Raw genomic sequence first — 17,456 nt, 5'->3', positions numbered from 1 at the left:
TCTACCGCCGCATTATACCCAAGTCAGATTATTTATATACTCTAGTTTCTTAAAAACTAAAAAAGCCCTGTATTTTTTACACAGGGCTTACATCTACTTAAAAGTAATGACTTAAATACAATAAATTACACGCTAAGTTCTTTCAATTTTTTAAAATAATTAGGGAATGTTTTAGACGTGCAACCTGGGTCATTAATCGTTACCGGTGTATCACTAAGAGCGACTAACGAAAAACACATCGCCATACGGTGATCATCATAAGTATCGATTTCAGCATGTTGTAACTGTTTAGGAGGAGTAATCGTAATATAATCCTCACCCTCTTCTACTTCTGCCCCCACTTTTCTTAATTCAGTCGCCATTGCCGTTAAACGATCCGTTTCTTTTACACGCCAATTATACACATTACGAATGGAAGTCGTTCCTTCTGCAAAAAGTGCGGCTGTAGCAATCGTCATTGCTGCATCAGGAATATGATTAAAATCCATATCTACCGCTTTTAAGTTTCCTTTTCTGGCAATAACGTAGTCATCACCCCATTCAATATCTGCCCCCATTGCAGCTAATGCGTCAGCAAATTGAACATCTCCTTGTATACTCTTTTTACCGATCCCCGTAACCTTCACTTCACCACCTTTAATTGCGGCAGCGGCAAGAAAATAAGACGCTGAAGAAGCGTCGCCTTCAACAAGGAATTCACCTGGAGCAATATAAGTTTGGTTCGCAGGTACAACAAAAGTCTGATAATTTTGATTTTCAATCTCAACACCAAACGTAGACATAATGTCTAACGTAATATCGATATAAGGCTTTGAAACCAAATCACCAACAATATTAATCGTCGTCTCTTGTGTTGATAGCGGTGCAGCCATTAAAAAGGCCGTTAAAAACTGGCTTGAAATAGAACCATCAATCTCAACAGTTCCTCCTTTAAGGCCCGTTCCCTTTATCTTTAATGGTGGGTAATTGTCATTCTCTAAATAATTAACGTCGGCACCTGCGGCTTTTAATGCCGTAACAAGATGCCCAATTGGACGTTCTTTCATACGAGGCTCACCAGTAAGAACAAATTCACCTTTACCTAAACACAATGCTGCAGCTAATGGTCGCATCGCGGTGCCAGCATTCCCAAGAAATAATTCCAGCGTTTCTTTGGGTTCAAAAGCACGACCTAGACCAGTTACTTCACAGACGGTTTTATCTGTAGATAACGTATATTCAACGCCTAATGCTTTTAACGCATTAAGCATATGGCGGATATCATCACTATCAAGTAAATTGGTTAGTGTTGTTTTTCCAGACGCTAACGCAGCTAATAACAACGCACGGTTAGAAACGCTTTTTGAGCCAGGTAGGTTAATTTGACCGTCAATTTTTGAAATTGGTTGAAGAGTTAAGCTTTCCATGTTTATGTAAAAATTCCTATACAAATAAATAATAATGCTATGCCTGCTATTTAACTCAGTTATTGCATAGCTGTTTCAGCTTTCATTGTTATTTTTTGTTATTCTTCATACTTTCAGAGTAACGAAAACCAAAGCGTTGTACCAGAGGCAATGTTACCTCTTTGTACCTAAAAATAACGAAACCTTATTTCTTTTACTTATGACTATTTATTTACCACAACTTGATTCAAATGAAACAAGCCACTTTCCTAATATTGACAGTGCGTTATCTGATCCTGATGGTTTATTAGCGATGGGAGGAGATTTAACCCCTGTTAGATTATTAAACGCTTATCAACAAGGAATTTTTCCTTGGTATAGTGCTGGTGACCCTATTTTATGGTGGAGTCCAAGTATTAGAGGTGTTTTTTTACCTACTCAATTCTTACCATCAAAGAGCTTACGAAAGTTCTTCCGTAAATCAAATTATAAAATCACCATCAATAAATCAACGGAGCAGGTTATTGAATTATGCGCCTCCACACGAGGGGCTGATGAAACGTGGATTATGCCTGAAATGATCCAAGCTTATAAACAGCTCGCAAAGTTAGGTCATTGTCATTCGGTCGAAGTATGGTCTGATAATGCGCTTGTTGGTGGGTTATACGGCCTTCAAATCGGTCAAGTTTTTTGTGGTGAGTCTATGTTCTCATTAAAAACAAATGCATCTAAAATAGCATTATGGCAATTTTGTGAGCATTTTGTGACTTCTGATGGCCAATTGATTGATTGCCAAATGATGAACCCCCACCTTGAAAGTTTAGGCGCTATCGAAATGAAACGATCTGATTTTAAAATAAAATTAAATCAGTTCGCTAGCCATACTGTCAATCCACATTGCTATCACGCACAAATAATAGGGAATAATTTCTAATTATGAGTCAATTTTCTCTTCAAGTTGGTTTAACCCCAGAAGGCCCTTGTAGCTATTTACCTGAACAAAAGGAACGCCTTGGTGTAGCGATGGATCAAGAGCTTCATACTCCTCGTGGTTATCAAGCATTAATACGCCTTGGCTTTAGACGCAGCGGTGGGACCGTTTATAAACCAATGTGTGAAAATTGTAATGCTTGCCAACCCCTAAGGATTAATGCAAACGAGTTTACCCCGAGTAAAAGCCAGAAACGGATCTTAAATAAACTGTCTTCTTTTACTTGGGAAATAAAAACAGAGATGGATGAAGAGTGGTTTGAACTATACGAACGATATATCACTGCTCGTCATCGTTCAGGAAGTATGTATCCAGCGAAAGAAGATCAGTTTTTTGAATTTTCTCAGGCTGAATGGTTGCCTAGTCACTTCCTTCATATTTATGAAAATAACGTGTTAATTGCCATCGCAGTCACCGATATATTGATGGATTCTGTTAGTGCTATGTATACCTTCTTTGAACCAGAGCATTTGTTATCTCTAGGAACCGTTTCTATTCTAATTCAACTAAAATTATGTAAACAATTGCAAAAAAACTGGCTTTACCCTGGTTATCAAATAGACGATTGCCCAGCCATGAAATATAAAGATCGATATAAACCTAACCAAAAGCTAGTAAATATGGTCTGGCAGGGTTAAAATGCCCACCAAACTTTACATACATCATTTTTAAGGGCATTATTGGCCGCTTAAAGATCAGCCAAAGCTATCTATATAAAGAGGATTCAATGGCAAAAGAAGACGCAATTGAGCTGCAAGGCACCGTTCTAGATACACTACCAAACACTATGTTTCGCGTAGAATTAGAAAACGGTCACGTTGTTACTGCTCATATCTCAGGTAAAATGCGTAAAAACTACATCCGTATTCTTACTGGTGACAAAGTAACAGTTGAAATGACTCCTTACGATTTATCTAAAGGCCGTATCGTCTTCCGTGCTCGTTAATTTGTCATTTTTAGCACGTTAAATTTTAATTTGCTTAAAAAATAATAAAAAAAAACCCAGTCATTGACTGGGTTTTTTATTATGTACTATTTAATGCACTGCTTCTGTTTCACTACTAAATTCAAATACCAATTCGCCTTTCGTTAATTTAACGCGAACAGTACCGCCATCAACTAGTTCTCCAAATAACAATTCATTTGCCATTGGTTTCTTAAGATTCTCTTGAATAACACGAGCCATAGGTCGTGCACCCATCGATTTGTCATACCCTTTATCAGCAAGCCATTCTTTTACTTCTTGAGAGACTTCCATTGATACTCCGCGAGCATCCAATTGTACTTGCAATTCAACAATGAATTTCTCAACAACAAGTGAAATAACCTCTTTGCTAAGATGTTCAAACCAAATGATATTATCTAAACGGTTTCTGAACTCCGGTGTAAAGACTTTCTTAATTGCAGCCATTGCATCGGTTGTATGATCTTGCTGAATTAAACCAATCGATTTTTTCACCGTTTCATGAACGCCAGCATTCGTCGTCATAACGAAGATAACATTACGGAAATCAGCTTTACGACCATTGTTATCTGTTAATGTCCCGTTATCCATAACTTGAAGAAGCAAATTAAAGACATCAGGGTGTGCTTTTTCAAGCTCATCAAGCAAGACAACAGAATGAGGATGCTTAATTACAGCGTCTGTTAATAATCCACCTTGCTCATAACCAACATAGCCAGGAGGTGCACCAATCAATCGGCTAACCGTATGTTGCTCACCGTATTCAGACATATCAAAACGAAGAAGTTCAATACCAAGAGCTTTAGCTAATTGAACCGTTACTTCTGTTTTACCCACGCCTGTTGGGCCAGCAAACAAGAAAGAACCTACGGGTTTATTATCAGCACCTAGTCCTGCTCGGCTAAGTTTGATAGCTTCACATAGCGCATCGATACTATGATCTTGACCAAATACCAACATTTTTAGTTTCGAGTCTAATTTCTTCAATACATCTTTATCGCTAGAAGAAACTGACTTCTCAGGGATACGAGCCATTTTTGCAACCATCGCTTCAATATCAGCGACATTGATTGTCTTTTTACGTCGGCTTACAGGAGTTAAGCGACAGCGAGCCCCTGCTTCATCAATAACATCGATCGCTTTATCTGGTAAATGACGTTCGTTAATGTATTTTGCAGATAACTCTACCGCAGCACGAAGTGCTTTATTTGTATATCGAACATCATGATGCTCTTCGTACTTACTTTTTAAACCAATTAATATTTTAGTTGTGTCATCAATTGATGGTTCTAAAACATCAATTTTTTGGAAACGACGAGCTAAGGCGCGTTCTTTTTCAAAAATGGTACTGTGTTCTTGATAAGTCGTTGAGCCAATGCAACGCAATTTACCACTACTTAATAGAGGTTTAATTAAATTAGCGGCATCAACCTGCCCACCAGAAGCGGCACCTGCACCAATAATTGTGTGGATTTCATCAATAAATAAAATCGCATGCTCTTCTTTTTCAAGTTGTTTTAAGATAGCTTTAAATCGCTTCTCAAAATCACCACGATACTTGGTTCCAGCAAGTAATGAACCAATGTCTAAAGAGTAAATAATACAATCTTTAATAACATCAGGAACTTGACCTTCAACAATTCGCCACGCAAGGCCTTCAGCAATCGCCGTTTTACCTACTCCAGCCTCACCCACTAATAACGGATTATTTTTGCGTCGACGGCACAATACTTGAACCGTACGTTCAAGCTCTTCATCACGCCCAATTAATGGGTCAATTCCACCATTTTTAGCGACTTGATTTAAGTTGATAGCAAAGCTTTCTAGCTTATCTTCTGAATTAGCTTCAACCGCAGCTTCAACATTATTCTGTTCAGTGTTTTCATTACGGTGCTCAGGCGCACCATGTGAAATAAAGTTAACAATATCTAATCGACTAATGTCATTCTTTTTAAGGAGGTATGCAGCATGTGATTCTTGCTCACTAAAAATAGCAACAAGTACATTAGCGCCTGTGACTTCATTACGTCCTGATGATTGAACATGAAAAACAGCACGTTGAAGGACACGTTGAAAGCTTAATGTTGGCTGTGTTTCACGACTTTCATCGTCAGCAGGGATAAGCGGTGTGGTTTGTGTAATGAATTCATCAATTTCAGTTGCCAAAGTACCTAAATCAGCATGGCAAGCTAAAAGAGCTTCATTAGCGGATGGATTATCTAAGAGAGCAAACAATAGATGCTCTACTGTCATAAATTCATGACGCTTTTCTCGTGCACGAACAAACGCACTATTTAAACTCGCTTCTAATTCTTTATTTAGCATAGGAACCTCCCAAAACACCAAAATATGGTGTAACGAACAAACTTACGCTTGTTCCATTGTACACAGTAGTGGGTGCTCATTATCACGCGAATAGGCATTAACTTGCGCAACTTTAGTTTCAGCAACTTCAGCAGTAAAAACCCCACAAACTGCTTTCCCTTCATAATGCACTGTTAGCATTAATTGTGTCGCTTTTTCCAAGTCCATGGAAAAAAATTTATCTAAAACTTCGACAACAAACTCCATTGGAGTGTAATCATCATTATTTAAAACCACCTTATACATTGATGGTGGTCTTAATTCTGTTTTCTCTTGCTCCAAGACATCTGAATCAGGAGAAATCCATTCATATAATTTACTCATGTCTGCAACTAATTAGTTAAATAACATTATCTGATACTTCAATGTATCTCCCTACTATTCAGCCTAATCTAGACGGGGAACGACAGCAAACAAAAGATGCTATTTTAACGTCTTTATCACTTAATTTTATTTAAATTGAGTAGAAAAACGCCGATATAAAGTAAAGGATAGGGGCTTTTTTTCCTTATCTCCACTTTATTTATCAATTTGATATTATTGATATTAATGTTAAGCTCAAATATGATATTAAACACAAATGTTACAAAGGTAAACAAATTGTACTTGACTCCCTCTTGAGATTTAATAGAGTGTACTTAGTAGTGGTTATCAATTAAGCACATTCTTAATCGATAGATATTATGCTAGGTAATTAAAATGCAGAGGGATGTATAGCATGGCAACAGGTACAGTTAAATGGTTCAATAACGCCAAAGGGTTTGGCTTCATTTGTCCAGAAGGAGAAGATGGGGATATTTTTGCTCACTATTCCACAATAGAGATGGATGGCTACCGCACACTAAAGGCAGGACAAGCTGTCACCTATGAAATCCATGAAGGTCCAAAAGGATTTCATGCAAGTGAAATAAAACCACTCGAAGGTGAAGCTGTAAAATAATAGTTTAGCTCTTATTGCTAAATAAGATTAAAGGTGAGTATTTACACTCACCTTTTTTGAACCTATCGATTAAGAAACGCTCTAAACACTTCCATTCATTTATCTAGGTAGCTAATTTGAAATATATTATCTCACTTATTCTATTATTTACTCTATCGGGCTGCGTGTCCGAAACCTACCAAGAAAAAAGCACGGTAAACTTAGTTACGACTGGTAACATTAATAATACGCTCCAAGGGAAGAGTACGTTCTCTTGGCACCCAACTATCAGCGCTAATTATTTAAATAAAGAATTAAACAATAGGGATACAGAAGAACGATTCTCTCAATCATTAAAATCTTCATTAGAAAAGAGAGGATTTCAATTTGTTGATAACGGGACTGATGCTGATTTCTATGTAGGCTATGGTTTAGGATTAGAGGAAAACATTCAAGATGAAGATATCCTCGATAAAACGGGACTATTAACCGGGATCCAACCAATTGGAGTTAATAATGACGACTCAAAAAAGGCCAGTATTTTCATCGCTATCTTTTTACCAAACGAACCATACCAACAATGGTCAGTGTTAGCACAAGGTTATACCAACTCTGATAATAAAATGTCTTTAGACGAATTGACTGAGTTTATGCTACATAACCTAAAAAAATAAACACCTAAAATATGAACCTAATAAAGCAGCCAAATCGGCTGCTTTATTACTTTTATGAAGAACAACTAATCTCCATTTTTTTACCCCATTCAGGAGGTAGTTGAGCATATTGTTCAAACTCTAAATGCTCATCAAACGGACTTTTCAGTAATGTCGACAGTACTTCTACCTCACTAAAGTCGCCTTCTTGCGCTTTATCAATCGCTTGTTGAGCCAAATAATTACGGAGAATATATTTAGGGTTAACCCTTCTCATCCGTTCACAACGAAATTCAGATCCATTGTCTTCTAACTCACAACGCGTTAAATACAAATCCAACCATAATATCGCCGCTTCTCGATCAACAAATAGATCGACAACAGTTTGTTTATCTTTATTATCCAGATAAGAAAGTGAACGCATAAATCGAGTGTAATCAACCGCATTTTGCGACAGCAGTTCAAACATAGATTCAAATAATCGACTGTCCCCTTCTTGTTTAGAATAAAGCCCTAATTTATCTCTCATCAATTGGCTAAAATAGCCATGAAGTTGTGTTTCATATTGAGCCAAAGAAGATTCTAAATCTGAAGTATCAATGAGGGGAGAAAGGGAATGCGCTAGAGCTGACAGATTCCATAAACCGATTCTAGGTTGCTGATTGAATGCATAGCGCCCTTGATAATCAGAATGATTACAAATATAGCCAGGCTCATAATCATCAAGGAAACCAAACGGGCCATAATCAAACGTTTGCCCTATGATCGACATGTTATCCGTATTCATAACACCATGAGCAAAACCAACCGCTTGCCACTGTGCAATCATATAGGCAGTACGATCAACAATCTCACTAAACATAGCTGCGTAAGGCTTAGCAGAATGCGCACAATCTGGAAAATGCCATTCAATCACCTTATCAGCTAACAATTTTTGTTCTATAAGTAAGTTCGAATAAAACAAATGTTCAAAATGCCCAAATCGAATATGAGTTTCAGTTGCTCTAATAAGTAGCGCTCCCGTTTCATACCCTTCTCGAAAAACAGCAGTATCACTCGTCATCATACCTAAAGCTCGTGTGGTTGGTATATTGAGCCCTTCCATCGCTTCACTGCACAAATATTCCCTGATAGTTGAACGCAGCACAGCACGACCATCTCCAGTTCGTGAATACGGAGTTCGACCCGCTCCTTTGAGATGAAGATCGAAACTGACTCCTGATTTATCAGCAAGTTCACCCAGTAAAAGTCCTCGTCCATCTCCGAGATCTGGATTGTAACTACCAAATTGGTGCCCTGCATATTTCATTGCTAAAGGAGAAAAAACAGAAGGAATATTATCACCTGAAAATGCAGACAACAATTCAGGTGCATTCTCAGGGATCAGAGGCAGACCAAATTGCTCCGCTAGCTCACTATTCCACATAACCCAACGTGTATTATCTAACGGACTAGGATTTACATGAGTAAAAAGACTACGAGGTAATTCAGCATAACGAGTAGTAATCGAAAAAGCGTTCCAAAAAGACATTTGTGTATTCCATTAACAAGCAATGGAGTAACGCTAGCATATTGATAAATGATATGACAGAAATGAAAAAAGCCGCGCTAACCATAAGGTTAATGCGGCTTTTTCAAATTTGGTACGCCCTGAAGGATTCGAACCTTCGACCACCTCCTTAGAAGGGAGGTGCTCTATCCAGCTGAGCTAAGGGCGCTCTATGGGGTAGGATTATACGAATATACGAAACTAGATCAATCCTTTTCTTATCATTATCTTACTGAATGCTGAAAAAAAAGGCAGATCGTGCGTTGTTTGATCTAAAGTGCGCATAAAACCTACTTTTTAAACATAAAGAAATATCAATATCGATTATAAGTATATTAAACACTAAAAAAGCAAACGTTTGCATTATGGTAATTACTTAGCGTTTCTGCGACAATGCACAGGTCAATCAGTATTAGACCGCTAAAGGAAGACCATGACCGCTCAAATTATCGATGGAAAACTAATTTCTCAAACTGTTCGCTCAGAAGTAGGCGCTCGCGTTAAAGCTCGAGTTGAAGCCGGACTTCGTGCTCCAGGCTTAGCAGTAGTACTTGTTGGACAAGATCCTGCATCTCAAGTTTATGTTGGTAGCAAACGTCGTGCCTGCGAAGAAGTTGGTTTTATTTCAAAATCTTACGATTTACCAACAACGACAACCGAAGCAGAATTATTGTCTATTATTGATACCTTAAATCAAGACTCTGACATTGATGGTATCTTGGTTCAACTTCCTCTTCCTGCAGGTATGGATAGCACCAAGATTCTAGAACGTATTGACCCAGAAAAAGATGTCGATGGTTTTCACCCATATAACGTAGGTCGATTATCTCAACGTATTCCTAAACTACGTTCATGCACACCCAAAGGCATTATCACACTTCTTGATCGTTATAATATTGAAGTTCGTGGTATGCACGCTGTCGTTGTTGGGGCATCAAACATCGTAGGTCGACCTATGACGCTTGAACTACTTCTTGCTGGCTGTACAACAACAACGTGTCATCGATTCACAAAAGATCTTGAGCATCATATCCGCCAAGCAGATCTTGTTGTTGTTGCTGTAGGCAAACCAAATTTCATTCCTGGCGAATGGATAAAAGAAGGGGCTGTTGTGGTCGATGTAGGTATTAATCGATTAGACAACGGCAAGCTCATTGGTGATGTTGAATACGATGTAGCGAAAACAAAAGCAAGTTATATCACGCCTGTTCCTGGTGGTGTCGGCCCTATGACTGTCGCAAGCCTAATCGAAAATACATTACTTGCTTGCGAACAGTACCACCGCAAATAATTCAAACGAATAACAAAAATATCAATAGGCGGACTTTTTTAAGCTCCGCCTTTTTTATACCTGCGCGCTGCCACATTTCTCAATTAATTTTCATTCTATTTTCAGCTTTTTCTTGGACAAAATAAGGGTTTAGTTACTAACCTTAGATAAGAACGATTTAGAACTATGGATGACAAGAGGAAATGGATATGAGTATTTTTGACCACTATCAAGCCCGTTATGAAGCAGCAAAAGATGAAGAATTATCACTGCAAGATTTCTTGTCATTATGTAGTAACGACAAAAGTGCTTATGCCAATGCAGCAGAAAGGCTTCTAATCGCAATTGGTGAACCAGAAGTAATAGATACTGCACTTGATCCACTGCTTAGTCGTATTTTTTCTAATAGAGTGATCTCTCGCTATGAAACCTTCAAAGACTTTTATGGTATGGAAGAACCTATTGAGCAAATCGTATCTTACTTAAAACACGCAGCTCAAGGACTTGAAGAACGCAAACAAATCCTTTATTTACTAGGTCCTGTAGGCGGAGGTAAATCATCACTTGCCGAAAAATTAAAAAGCTTAATGCAAAAAATGCCTATTTACATATTAAGTGCGAATGGAGTACGAAGCCCTGTTAACGACCATCCTTTCTGTTTGTTTGATATTGCAGAAGACGGAGAGCTCTTAAGAAAAGAGTATGGTATTGAATCTCGTAACCTTAGATCCATAATGTCTCCTTGGGCAGCAAAAAGATTGCATGAGTTTGGTGGTGACATTACGCAATTTAAAGTCATAAAAGTACATCCATCAATTCTTGACCAAGTCGGTATAGCAAAAACAGAACCTGGTGATGAAAACAATCAAGATATCTCAACTCTTGTAGGTAAGGTTGATATTCGTCAATTAGAACATTTTGCACAAGATGACCCTGATGCCTACAGCTATTCAGGATCCCTATGTAAAGCGAACCAAGGCTTAATGGAATTTGTGGAAATGTTTAAAGCACCCATTAAAGTTCTCCACCCTCTTCTTACTGCGACTCAAGAAGGTAACTTTAATGGTACTGAAGGTCTATCAGCTCTGCCTTTTGATGGAATGATTTTAGCTCACTCTAATGAATCTGAATGGCAAACCTTTAGAAATAACAAAAATAATGAGGCCTTTTTAGATAGGGTTTATATTGTAAAAGTTCCTTATTGTTTACGTGTTTCTGAAGAAGTAAAAATTTACCAAAAACTACTTGAGCACAGTGAACTGTCTCACGCACCTTGCTCTCCAAGCACGTTAGATATTTTGGCTCAGTTTTCAATACTGTCTCGCCTTAAAGATCCTGAAAATTCATCTCTTTTTTCTAAAATGCGTGTTTATGACGGTGAAACATTAAAAGATACGGATCCAAAAGCAAAAAGCTATCAAGAATATAAAGACTTCGCGGGGGTTGATGAAGGAATGTCAGGCTTATCAACTCGATTTGCCTTTAAGATCCTTTCGCGTGTATTTAACTTTGACCAAACAGAAGTGGCTGCGAACCCTGTGCACCTTTTCTATGTCATTGAACAACAAATTGAGCGCGAACAATTTGCCCAAGATGTTGCCGATAAATACACCGAGTTTGTTAAAGGTTTCTTGGTACCTAAATACGTAGAATTTATTGGTAAAGAAATTCAAACCGCCTACCTAGAATCTTATTCTGAGTATGGTCAAAACATTTTTGACCGTTATGTTATTTATGCTGACTTCTGGATTCAAGATCAAGAATATAGAGATCCAGATACAGGCCAATTATTTGATCGTTCTGCACTTAACGATGAACTAGAAAAAATTGAAAAAACGGCTGGTATTAGCAATCCAAAAGACTTTAGAAACGAAATTGTAAACTTTGTTCTTCGAGCTAAAGCCAATAATAACGGCCAAAATCCAATGTGGACTAGTTATGAAAAACTACGCGTCGTTATTGAGAAGAAAATGTTCTCCAATACCGAAGACCTTCTGCCAGTCATTTCTTTTAATGGAAAAACATCAACAGATGATCAGAAAAAACACGATGATTTTGTCGCTCGTATGATGGAAAAAGGGTACACCAAAAAACAAGTTCGCCTGCTGGCAGAATGGTATCTGCGAGTTCGTAAATCTTCATAATAAAATGCTTTTATTTTCAAGATTATGTTGCAGCTCATTATTCAATGAGCTGTCCCTAGCAAAATAAGGGGTAAATGATGGCTCAATTTATTGATAGAAGATTAAACGGGAAAAAGAAAAGTACCGTTAACAGACAGCGCTTTATTCGCCGTCATCAAGATCAGATTAAACGAGCTGTATCTGATGCCGTTAACCAACGCTCTGTCACTAATATTGACGACGGTGAAAGTATCTCTATACCTAAGGGAGATATTTCCGAACCTGTTTTTCATCAAGGCCAAGGAGGGATTCGTGAACGAGTGCTTCCTGGTAATGATCAATTCATAAGAGGAGATAAGATTGAACGCCCACAAGGAGGAAATGGTGGGGGTTCTGGAGATGGCGATGCGAGTCCCGACGGTGAAGGCGAAGATGAATTTAGCTTTCAAATCTCAAAAGATGAATATTTAGATATTCTATTTGAAGAACTTGAACTGCCTAATTTAGAAAAAAATCAGGTTCAAAAGATCACTGAATGGGAAACCCATCGCGCAGGGTTCCAAACTGCTGGCATTCCTTCTAACATTGATATTGTACGTTCACTACAACAATCCCTTGCTCGTAGAACCGCTATGACAGCAGGTAAAAAACGCCTGCTTGCTGAATTAGAAATAGAGTTAGAAGAAATTAAAAACAGCGAACCTGCTCAACCTCTCTCAGTACGAAAAATGAAAGAAGAAATCGACACATTACGAGAAAAGATTAAACACGTACCCTATATTGATTCTTTTGATTTACGTTATAAAAATTATGAACGAACCCCTATCCCATCAAGTCAGGCGGTCATGTTCTGTTTAATGGACGTTTCAGGATCAATGGATCAAGCAACGAAAGACATCGCAAAACGTTTTTATGTTCTGCTTTATCTTTTCCTTACTCGTACCTATGAAAATGTCGAAGTGGTCTTTATACGTCATCATACTCAAGCGAAAGAAGTTAATGAACACGATTTTTTCTACTCCCAAGAAACTGGGGGAACGATGGTATCCAGTGCATTAAGGCTAATGAAAGAAGTGATTGCTGAGCGATTCCCTGTAAATGAATGGAATATCTATGCCGCACAAGCGTCTGATGGGGATAATTGGGCAGATGATTCACCAAAATGTAAAGAGTTGCTTACCGCATCGATTCTCCCTTATTGTCAGTATTACTCTTACATTGAAATAACCAAACGCCACCATCAAACCTTGTGGACAGAATATGAAAAACTCACTCAAGGATTTGATAATTTTGCGATAAAAAACATTCGTTCGGTTGAAGATATTTATCCTATTTTCAGAGAGTTATTTCAAAAACAATTGGCTTAGGAGGCACTATGAAAAGGAAAGCAATGCTACCTGATGGGCCAGATTGGACCTTTCAAATATTAGAACAATATCATGTGGAAATAAAAAAGGTCGCGCAACACTATCGCCTTGATACTTATCCTAATCAGATTGAAATAATCACGGCTGAGCAAATGATGGATGCCTACTCTAGCGTAGGTATGCCTATAAACTATCATCATTGGTCTTTTGGTAAAAAATTTATCCAGACAGAGCAAAATTATAAACACGGTCAAATGGGCTTAGCGTATGAGATTGTTATTAATTCATCGCCGTGTATTGCCTATCTAATGGAAGAGAACACCATCACAATGCAAGCCTTAGTAATGGCTCATGCGTGTTATGGACATAATTCTTTTTTTAAAGGCAACTATCTTTTCCAAACATGGACAGACGCCAGTTCTATTGTTGATTATCTATTATTTGCTCAACAATACTTAACCCAATGTGAAGAAAAATATGGGGCAGATGAGGTAGAAAAAATTCTCGATTCTTGCCATGCTCTTATGAACTATGGCGTTGATCGCTATAAGCGTCCTGAGAAAATTTCTATCGCAGAAGAAAAAATTCGCCAAGAAGACAGAGAAGCGTATCTTCAATCGCAAGTAAATGATCTATGGCGAACCGTACCAAAATCAAAAGAAGAAAGCAGCGAAGAAAAAATACGCTTCCCTTCCGAGCCACAAGAAAACATTCTCTATTTCATTGAGAAGCACGCCCCATTACTTGAATCATGGCAACGAGAAGTAGTTAGGATTATAAGAAAAATCAGCCAGTATTTTTATCCTCAAAAACAAACTCAAGTCATGAATGAAGGATGGGCCACCTTCTGGCATTACACTATTTTGAATCATCTTTATGATGATGGCTTAGTCTCAGAAAAATTCATATTAGAGTTCCTACATAGCCATACTAACGTAGTTGCACAACCTGCTTACAATAGCCCTTACTTTAGTGGGATTAATCCTTACGCCCTAGGGTTTGCTATGTTCCAAGATATCCGTCGGATCTGTGAAGAACCAACAGATGAAGACAGAGAATGGTTTCCTGATTTAGCCGGAACGGATTGGCTTGATGCTGCTCATTTTGCAATGCATAACTTCAAAGATGAAAGCTTCATTAGTCAGTATTTATCGCCAAAACTTATCCGTGAATTTAAATTATTTTCAATTCTAGACAATGATAAAAACAAACACATTGAGGTCAATGCGATTCACGATGAAACAGGCTATCGAGAAATAAGAGAAAAGTTAGCAGCTCAATATAATTTAAGTAATTTAGAGCCTAATATTCAAGTGTGGAATGTGGATGTGAGGGGCGATCGTTCTTTAACCCTAAGACATATACCACATAATAGGATCCCACTTGATAAGAGCCATACAGAGGTAATGAAGCATTTACACCGTTTATGGGGATTTGATGTAGTGCTTGAAGAGGTCATTTCATTTAACCGAGCAGAAATTATTTCTTCCTGCCCAAAACGTAATTACTACAATACGAGTATTTAATAGTTATCTTAATGATAAAAAAAAGCCTTGAAGTATCACTACCTCAAGGCTTTTCATTTTAACCACTTTTTATATATTTAAACTGCTTTTTATATAAAAAAGTTGTTGAATATTAAATAGATGCTAGCGCTGCATTTAATGTAGCACTTGGACGCATCTCTTTTGCAGCAAGTTCAGCAACGGGTTGGAAATAACCACCAACATTACCTGCAGCACCTTGTGCCGCATTTAACTCATCCACAATTTTTTCTTCATTCGATGTTAATGTTTCAGCCAATGAACCAAAGTAAGCTTGAAGTTCAGCATCTTTCGTTTGTGCCGCAAGTTCTTGTGCCCAGTACATTGCTAGATAGAAGTGGCTACCACGGTTATCTAACTCACCAACACGACGTGATGGTGATTTGTTGGTTTCAAGGAACTTAGACGTTGCTGCATCAAGTGTATCAGCAAGTATTTGTGCTTTTGCATTGCCCGTCGTTACACTTAAGTGTTCAAACGATGCCGCTAAAGCTAAGAACTCACCTAAAGAATCCCAACGTAAATGGTTTTCTTTTTCAAATTGTTGAACGTGTTTTGGTGCAGAACCACCCGCTCCAGTTTCAAACAAACCACCACCATTCATAAGAGGCACAATAGACAACATCTTCGCTGATGTACCTAGCTCTAGAATTGGGAATAAATCCGTTAGGTAATCACGTAATACATTACCCGTTACAGAGATAGTATCTTCACCTTTGATAATGCGCGCTAACGTATATTCAGTCGCTTCTACTGGCGATAAAATTTGAATATCAAGACCTGACGTATCATGATCAGCAAGGTAGGTATTCACTTTCTTAATCAGTTCAGCATCATGTTGACGATTACTATCAAGCCAGAAAATAGCCGGAGTGCCTGTTGCACGAGCACGGTTTACGGCCAATTTAACCCAATCTTGGATTGGTGCGTCTTTTGCCTGACACATACGCCAGATATCGCCTTCACCCACTGCGTGCTCAATTAGCGCAGTTCCTGCGCCATCAATCACTCGTACGGTGCCGGCTTCAGGAAGAATAAACGTCTTATCATGAGAACCATATTCTTCTGCTTTTTGAGCCATTAGGCCTACGTTAGGCACTGAGCCCATTGTGGTTGGGTCAAATGCGCCATTCACTTTACAGAACTCAATCACCGATTGGTACACACCTGCATAACAACGATCTGGGATCATCGCTTTTGTATCTTTTAGTTGACCATCTGGTCCCCACATACGACCAGAGGTACGTAATGCAGCAGGCATAGACGCATCAATGATCACATCACTTGGTACATGAAGATTCGTGATACCACGGTCTGAATCGACCATTGCAAGCTCTGGTTGATATTCGTAAACCGCTGCAAGATCCGCTTCAATCGCCGCTTTTTCAGCGTCTGGCAATGATACTATTTTAGTATAAACATCACCTACGCCATTATTAGCATCGACACCTAGCTTTTCAAAAGTTGCTGCGTGTTTTTCAAATACTTCTTTATAGAACACTTTAACGGCATGACCAAAAATAACAGGATCTGATACTTTCATCATGGTTGCTTTCATGTGTAAAGAAAGCAACACGTCTTCTTCTTTTGCTTTTTTGATTTCAGCGTCAAAGAATTCAACCAACGCTTTTTTGCTTAGACAAGAACCATCAATAATTTCTTTGTCTTTCAGTGCCAGTCCTTCTTTCAGTACTGTTACATCGCCATTAGTTGCAACAAATTCAATATTAACGTTTGTTGCACCATCAATCGTCACTGATTTTTCGCTGGCGTAAAAGTCACCTTCACTCATGCTCGCAACGTGTGATTTTGAATCCTTCGCCCACGCCCCCATTGAGTGTGGATTATTACGCGCGTATTGCTTAACTGCACCCGGCGCACGACGATCAGAGTTACCTTCGCGAAGGACAGGGTTAACTGCTGAACCTTTGATTTTATCGTAAACCGCTTTAACGGCTTTCTCTTCGTCCGTTTTTGCTTCTTCCGGGTAATTAGGTAGAGCATAGCCTTTTGCTTGAAGCTCTTTAATTACCGCATGAAGCTGAGGAATTGACGCACTGATGTTCGGAAGTTTAATGATGTTTGCTTCAGGCGTTTTAGCGAGTTCGCCAAGCTCTACCAATGCATCACTAATACGTTGGTCTTCTGTTAAGTATTCAGAAAAATTTGCAATGACACGACCCGCAAGTGAGATATCGCGAGTATCAACATCAATGTTAGATGATGCTGCAAATGCTTGAATAATTGGAAGAAGTGAATGCGTCGCCAATGCTGGCGCTTCATCAGTGATGGTATAGATAATCTTAGATTTTTGCGTTGTCATTTAA

The 17,456-nt window shown here is 38.4% G+C and carries 14 protein-coding genes and 1 tRNA gene; 9 read left to right on the top strand and 6 right to left on the bottom strand.

The features are described 5' to 3' along the window. Positions 1–125 precede the first annotated feature (125 nt). The gene (gene aroA, locus A6E03_RS10715) at positions 126–1,406 is read right to left on the bottom strand and encodes a 3-phosphoshikimate 1-carboxyvinyltransferase (protein ID WP_065600840.1); all 1,281 of its coding nucleotides are present in this window, start codon (positions 1,404–1,406) and stop codon (positions 126–128) included. Between the two features lie 199 nt (positions 1,407–1,605). Here aroA and aat point away from each other — a divergent pair, with 199 nt between their 5' ends. The 3 genes from aat to infA all read left to right on the top strand — a co-directional run bounded on the left by aat (position 1,606) and on the right by infA (position 3,322). Next, positions 1,606–2,319: a leucyl/phenylalanyl-tRNA--protein transferase gene (aat, locus tag A6E03_RS10710; RefSeq protein ID WP_065600839.1), complete on the top strand. Its 714-nt coding sequence runs from the start codon at positions 1,606–1,608 to the stop codon at positions 2,317–2,319. Positions 2,320–2,321: 2 nt separating this feature from the next. Continuing rightward, positions 2,322–3,014, top strand: coding sequence for an arginyltransferase (locus A6E03_RS10705; protein WP_065593718.1), 693 nt, complete (start codon positions 2,322–2,324; stop codon positions 3,012–3,014). An 89-nt stretch (positions 3,015–3,103) separates the two neighbouring features. Further along, the gene (gene infA / locus A6E03_RS10700) at positions 3,104–3,322 is read left to right on the top strand and encodes a translation initiation factor IF-1 (protein ID WP_005420180.1); all 219 of its coding nucleotides are present in this window, start codon (positions 3,104–3,106) and stop codon (positions 3,320–3,322) included. Positions 3,323–3,412: 90 nt separating this feature from the next. Here the strand turns inward: infA and clpA are convergent, their stop codons facing one another. Next, positions 3,413–5,665, bottom strand: coding sequence for an ATP-dependent Clp protease ATP-binding subunit ClpA (gene clpA / locus A6E03_RS10695; RefSeq protein WP_065593719.1), 2,253 nt, complete (start codon positions 5,663–5,665; stop codon positions 3,413–3,415). 42 nt (positions 5,666–5,707) lie between these two features. Then, entirely contained in the window at positions 5,708–6,028 is a 321-nt protein-coding gene (gene clpS, locus A6E03_RS10690; RefSeq protein ID WP_065593720.1) for an ATP-dependent Clp protease adapter ClpS, read from the bottom strand. 394 nt (positions 6,029–6,422) lie between these two features. Between clpS and cspD the strand changes: the two genes are divergently transcribed. Together cspD and A6E03_RS10680 are read left to right on the top strand one after the other, a co-directional pair. Further along, positions 6,423–6,644, top strand: a complete 222-nt coding sequence (gene cspD, locus A6E03_RS10685) for a cold shock domain-containing protein CspD (RefSeq protein WP_065593721.1) — start codon at positions 6,423–6,425, stop codon at positions 6,642–6,644. 116 nt (positions 6,645–6,760) lie between these two features. Continuing rightward, positions 6,761–7,297 carry a DUF4136 domain-containing protein gene (locus A6E03_RS10680; RefSeq protein WP_065593722.1) on the top strand — a complete coding sequence of 179 codons (537 nt, stop codon included), beginning with the start codon at positions 6,761–6,763 and terminating at the stop codon, positions 7,295–7,297. Positions 7,298–7,349: 52 nt separating this feature from the next. On the opposite strand, the gene A6E03_RS10675 is transcribed toward A6E03_RS10680, so the two are convergent. Both A6E03_RS10675 and A6E03_RS10670 read right to left on the bottom strand, forming a co-directional pair. Then, positions 7,350–8,807 carry a protein adenylyltransferase SelO gene (locus A6E03_RS10675; RefSeq protein ID WP_065600838.1) on the bottom strand — a complete coding sequence of 486 codons (1,458 nt, stop codon included), beginning with the start codon at positions 8,805–8,807 and terminating at the stop codon, positions 7,350–7,352. Between the two features lie 110 nt (positions 8,808–8,917). After that, positions 8,918–8,994 (bottom strand) — tRNA-Arg (locus A6E03_RS10670). A 264-nt stretch (positions 8,995–9,258) separates the two neighbouring features. Here A6E03_RS10670 and folD point away from each other — a divergent pair. From folD to A6E03_RS10650, 4 genes are all read left to right on the top strand, one after another. Continuing rightward, entirely contained in the window at positions 9,259–10,116 is an 858-nt protein-coding gene (gene folD / locus A6E03_RS10665; RefSeq protein WP_065593724.1) for a bifunctional methylenetetrahydrofolate dehydrogenase/methenyltetrahydrofolate cyclohydrolase FolD, read from the top strand. Positions 10,117–10,304: 188 nt separating this feature from the next. After that, a complete protein-coding gene (locus tag A6E03_RS10660) occupies positions 10,305–12,239 on the top strand; it encodes a PrkA family serine protein kinase (RefSeq protein ID WP_065593725.1) in 1,935 nt (644 codons plus the stop codon). A 77-nt stretch (positions 12,240–12,316) separates the two neighbouring features. Beyond that, complete coding sequence (locus tag A6E03_RS10655) at positions 12,317–13,585, top strand: YeaH/YhbH family protein (protein WP_065600837.1); 1,269 nt, start codon at positions 12,317–12,319, stop codon at positions 13,583–13,585. A gap of 8 nt (positions 13,586–13,593) precedes the next feature. Continuing rightward, entirely contained in the window at positions 13,594–15,111 is a 1,518-nt protein-coding gene (locus A6E03_RS10650) for a SpoVR family protein (protein WP_065593727.1), read from the top strand. Positions 15,112–15,223: 112 nt separating this feature from the next. Here the strand turns inward: A6E03_RS10650 and A6E03_RS10645 are convergent, their stop codons facing one another. Further along, positions 15,224–17,452, bottom strand: a complete 2,229-nt coding sequence (locus tag A6E03_RS10645; protein ID WP_065593728.1) for an NADP-dependent isocitrate dehydrogenase — start codon at positions 17,450–17,452, stop codon at positions 15,224–15,226. Between the last annotated feature and the right edge of the window lie 4 nt (positions 17,453–17,456).

The organism is Aliivibrio sp. 1S128, assembly GCF_001691065.1.
Lineage (GTDB): Bacteria > Pseudomonadota > Gammaproteobacteria > Enterobacterales > Vibrionaceae > Aliivibrio.
This window is presented reverse-complemented; position numbering and strand designations above follow the sequence as displayed.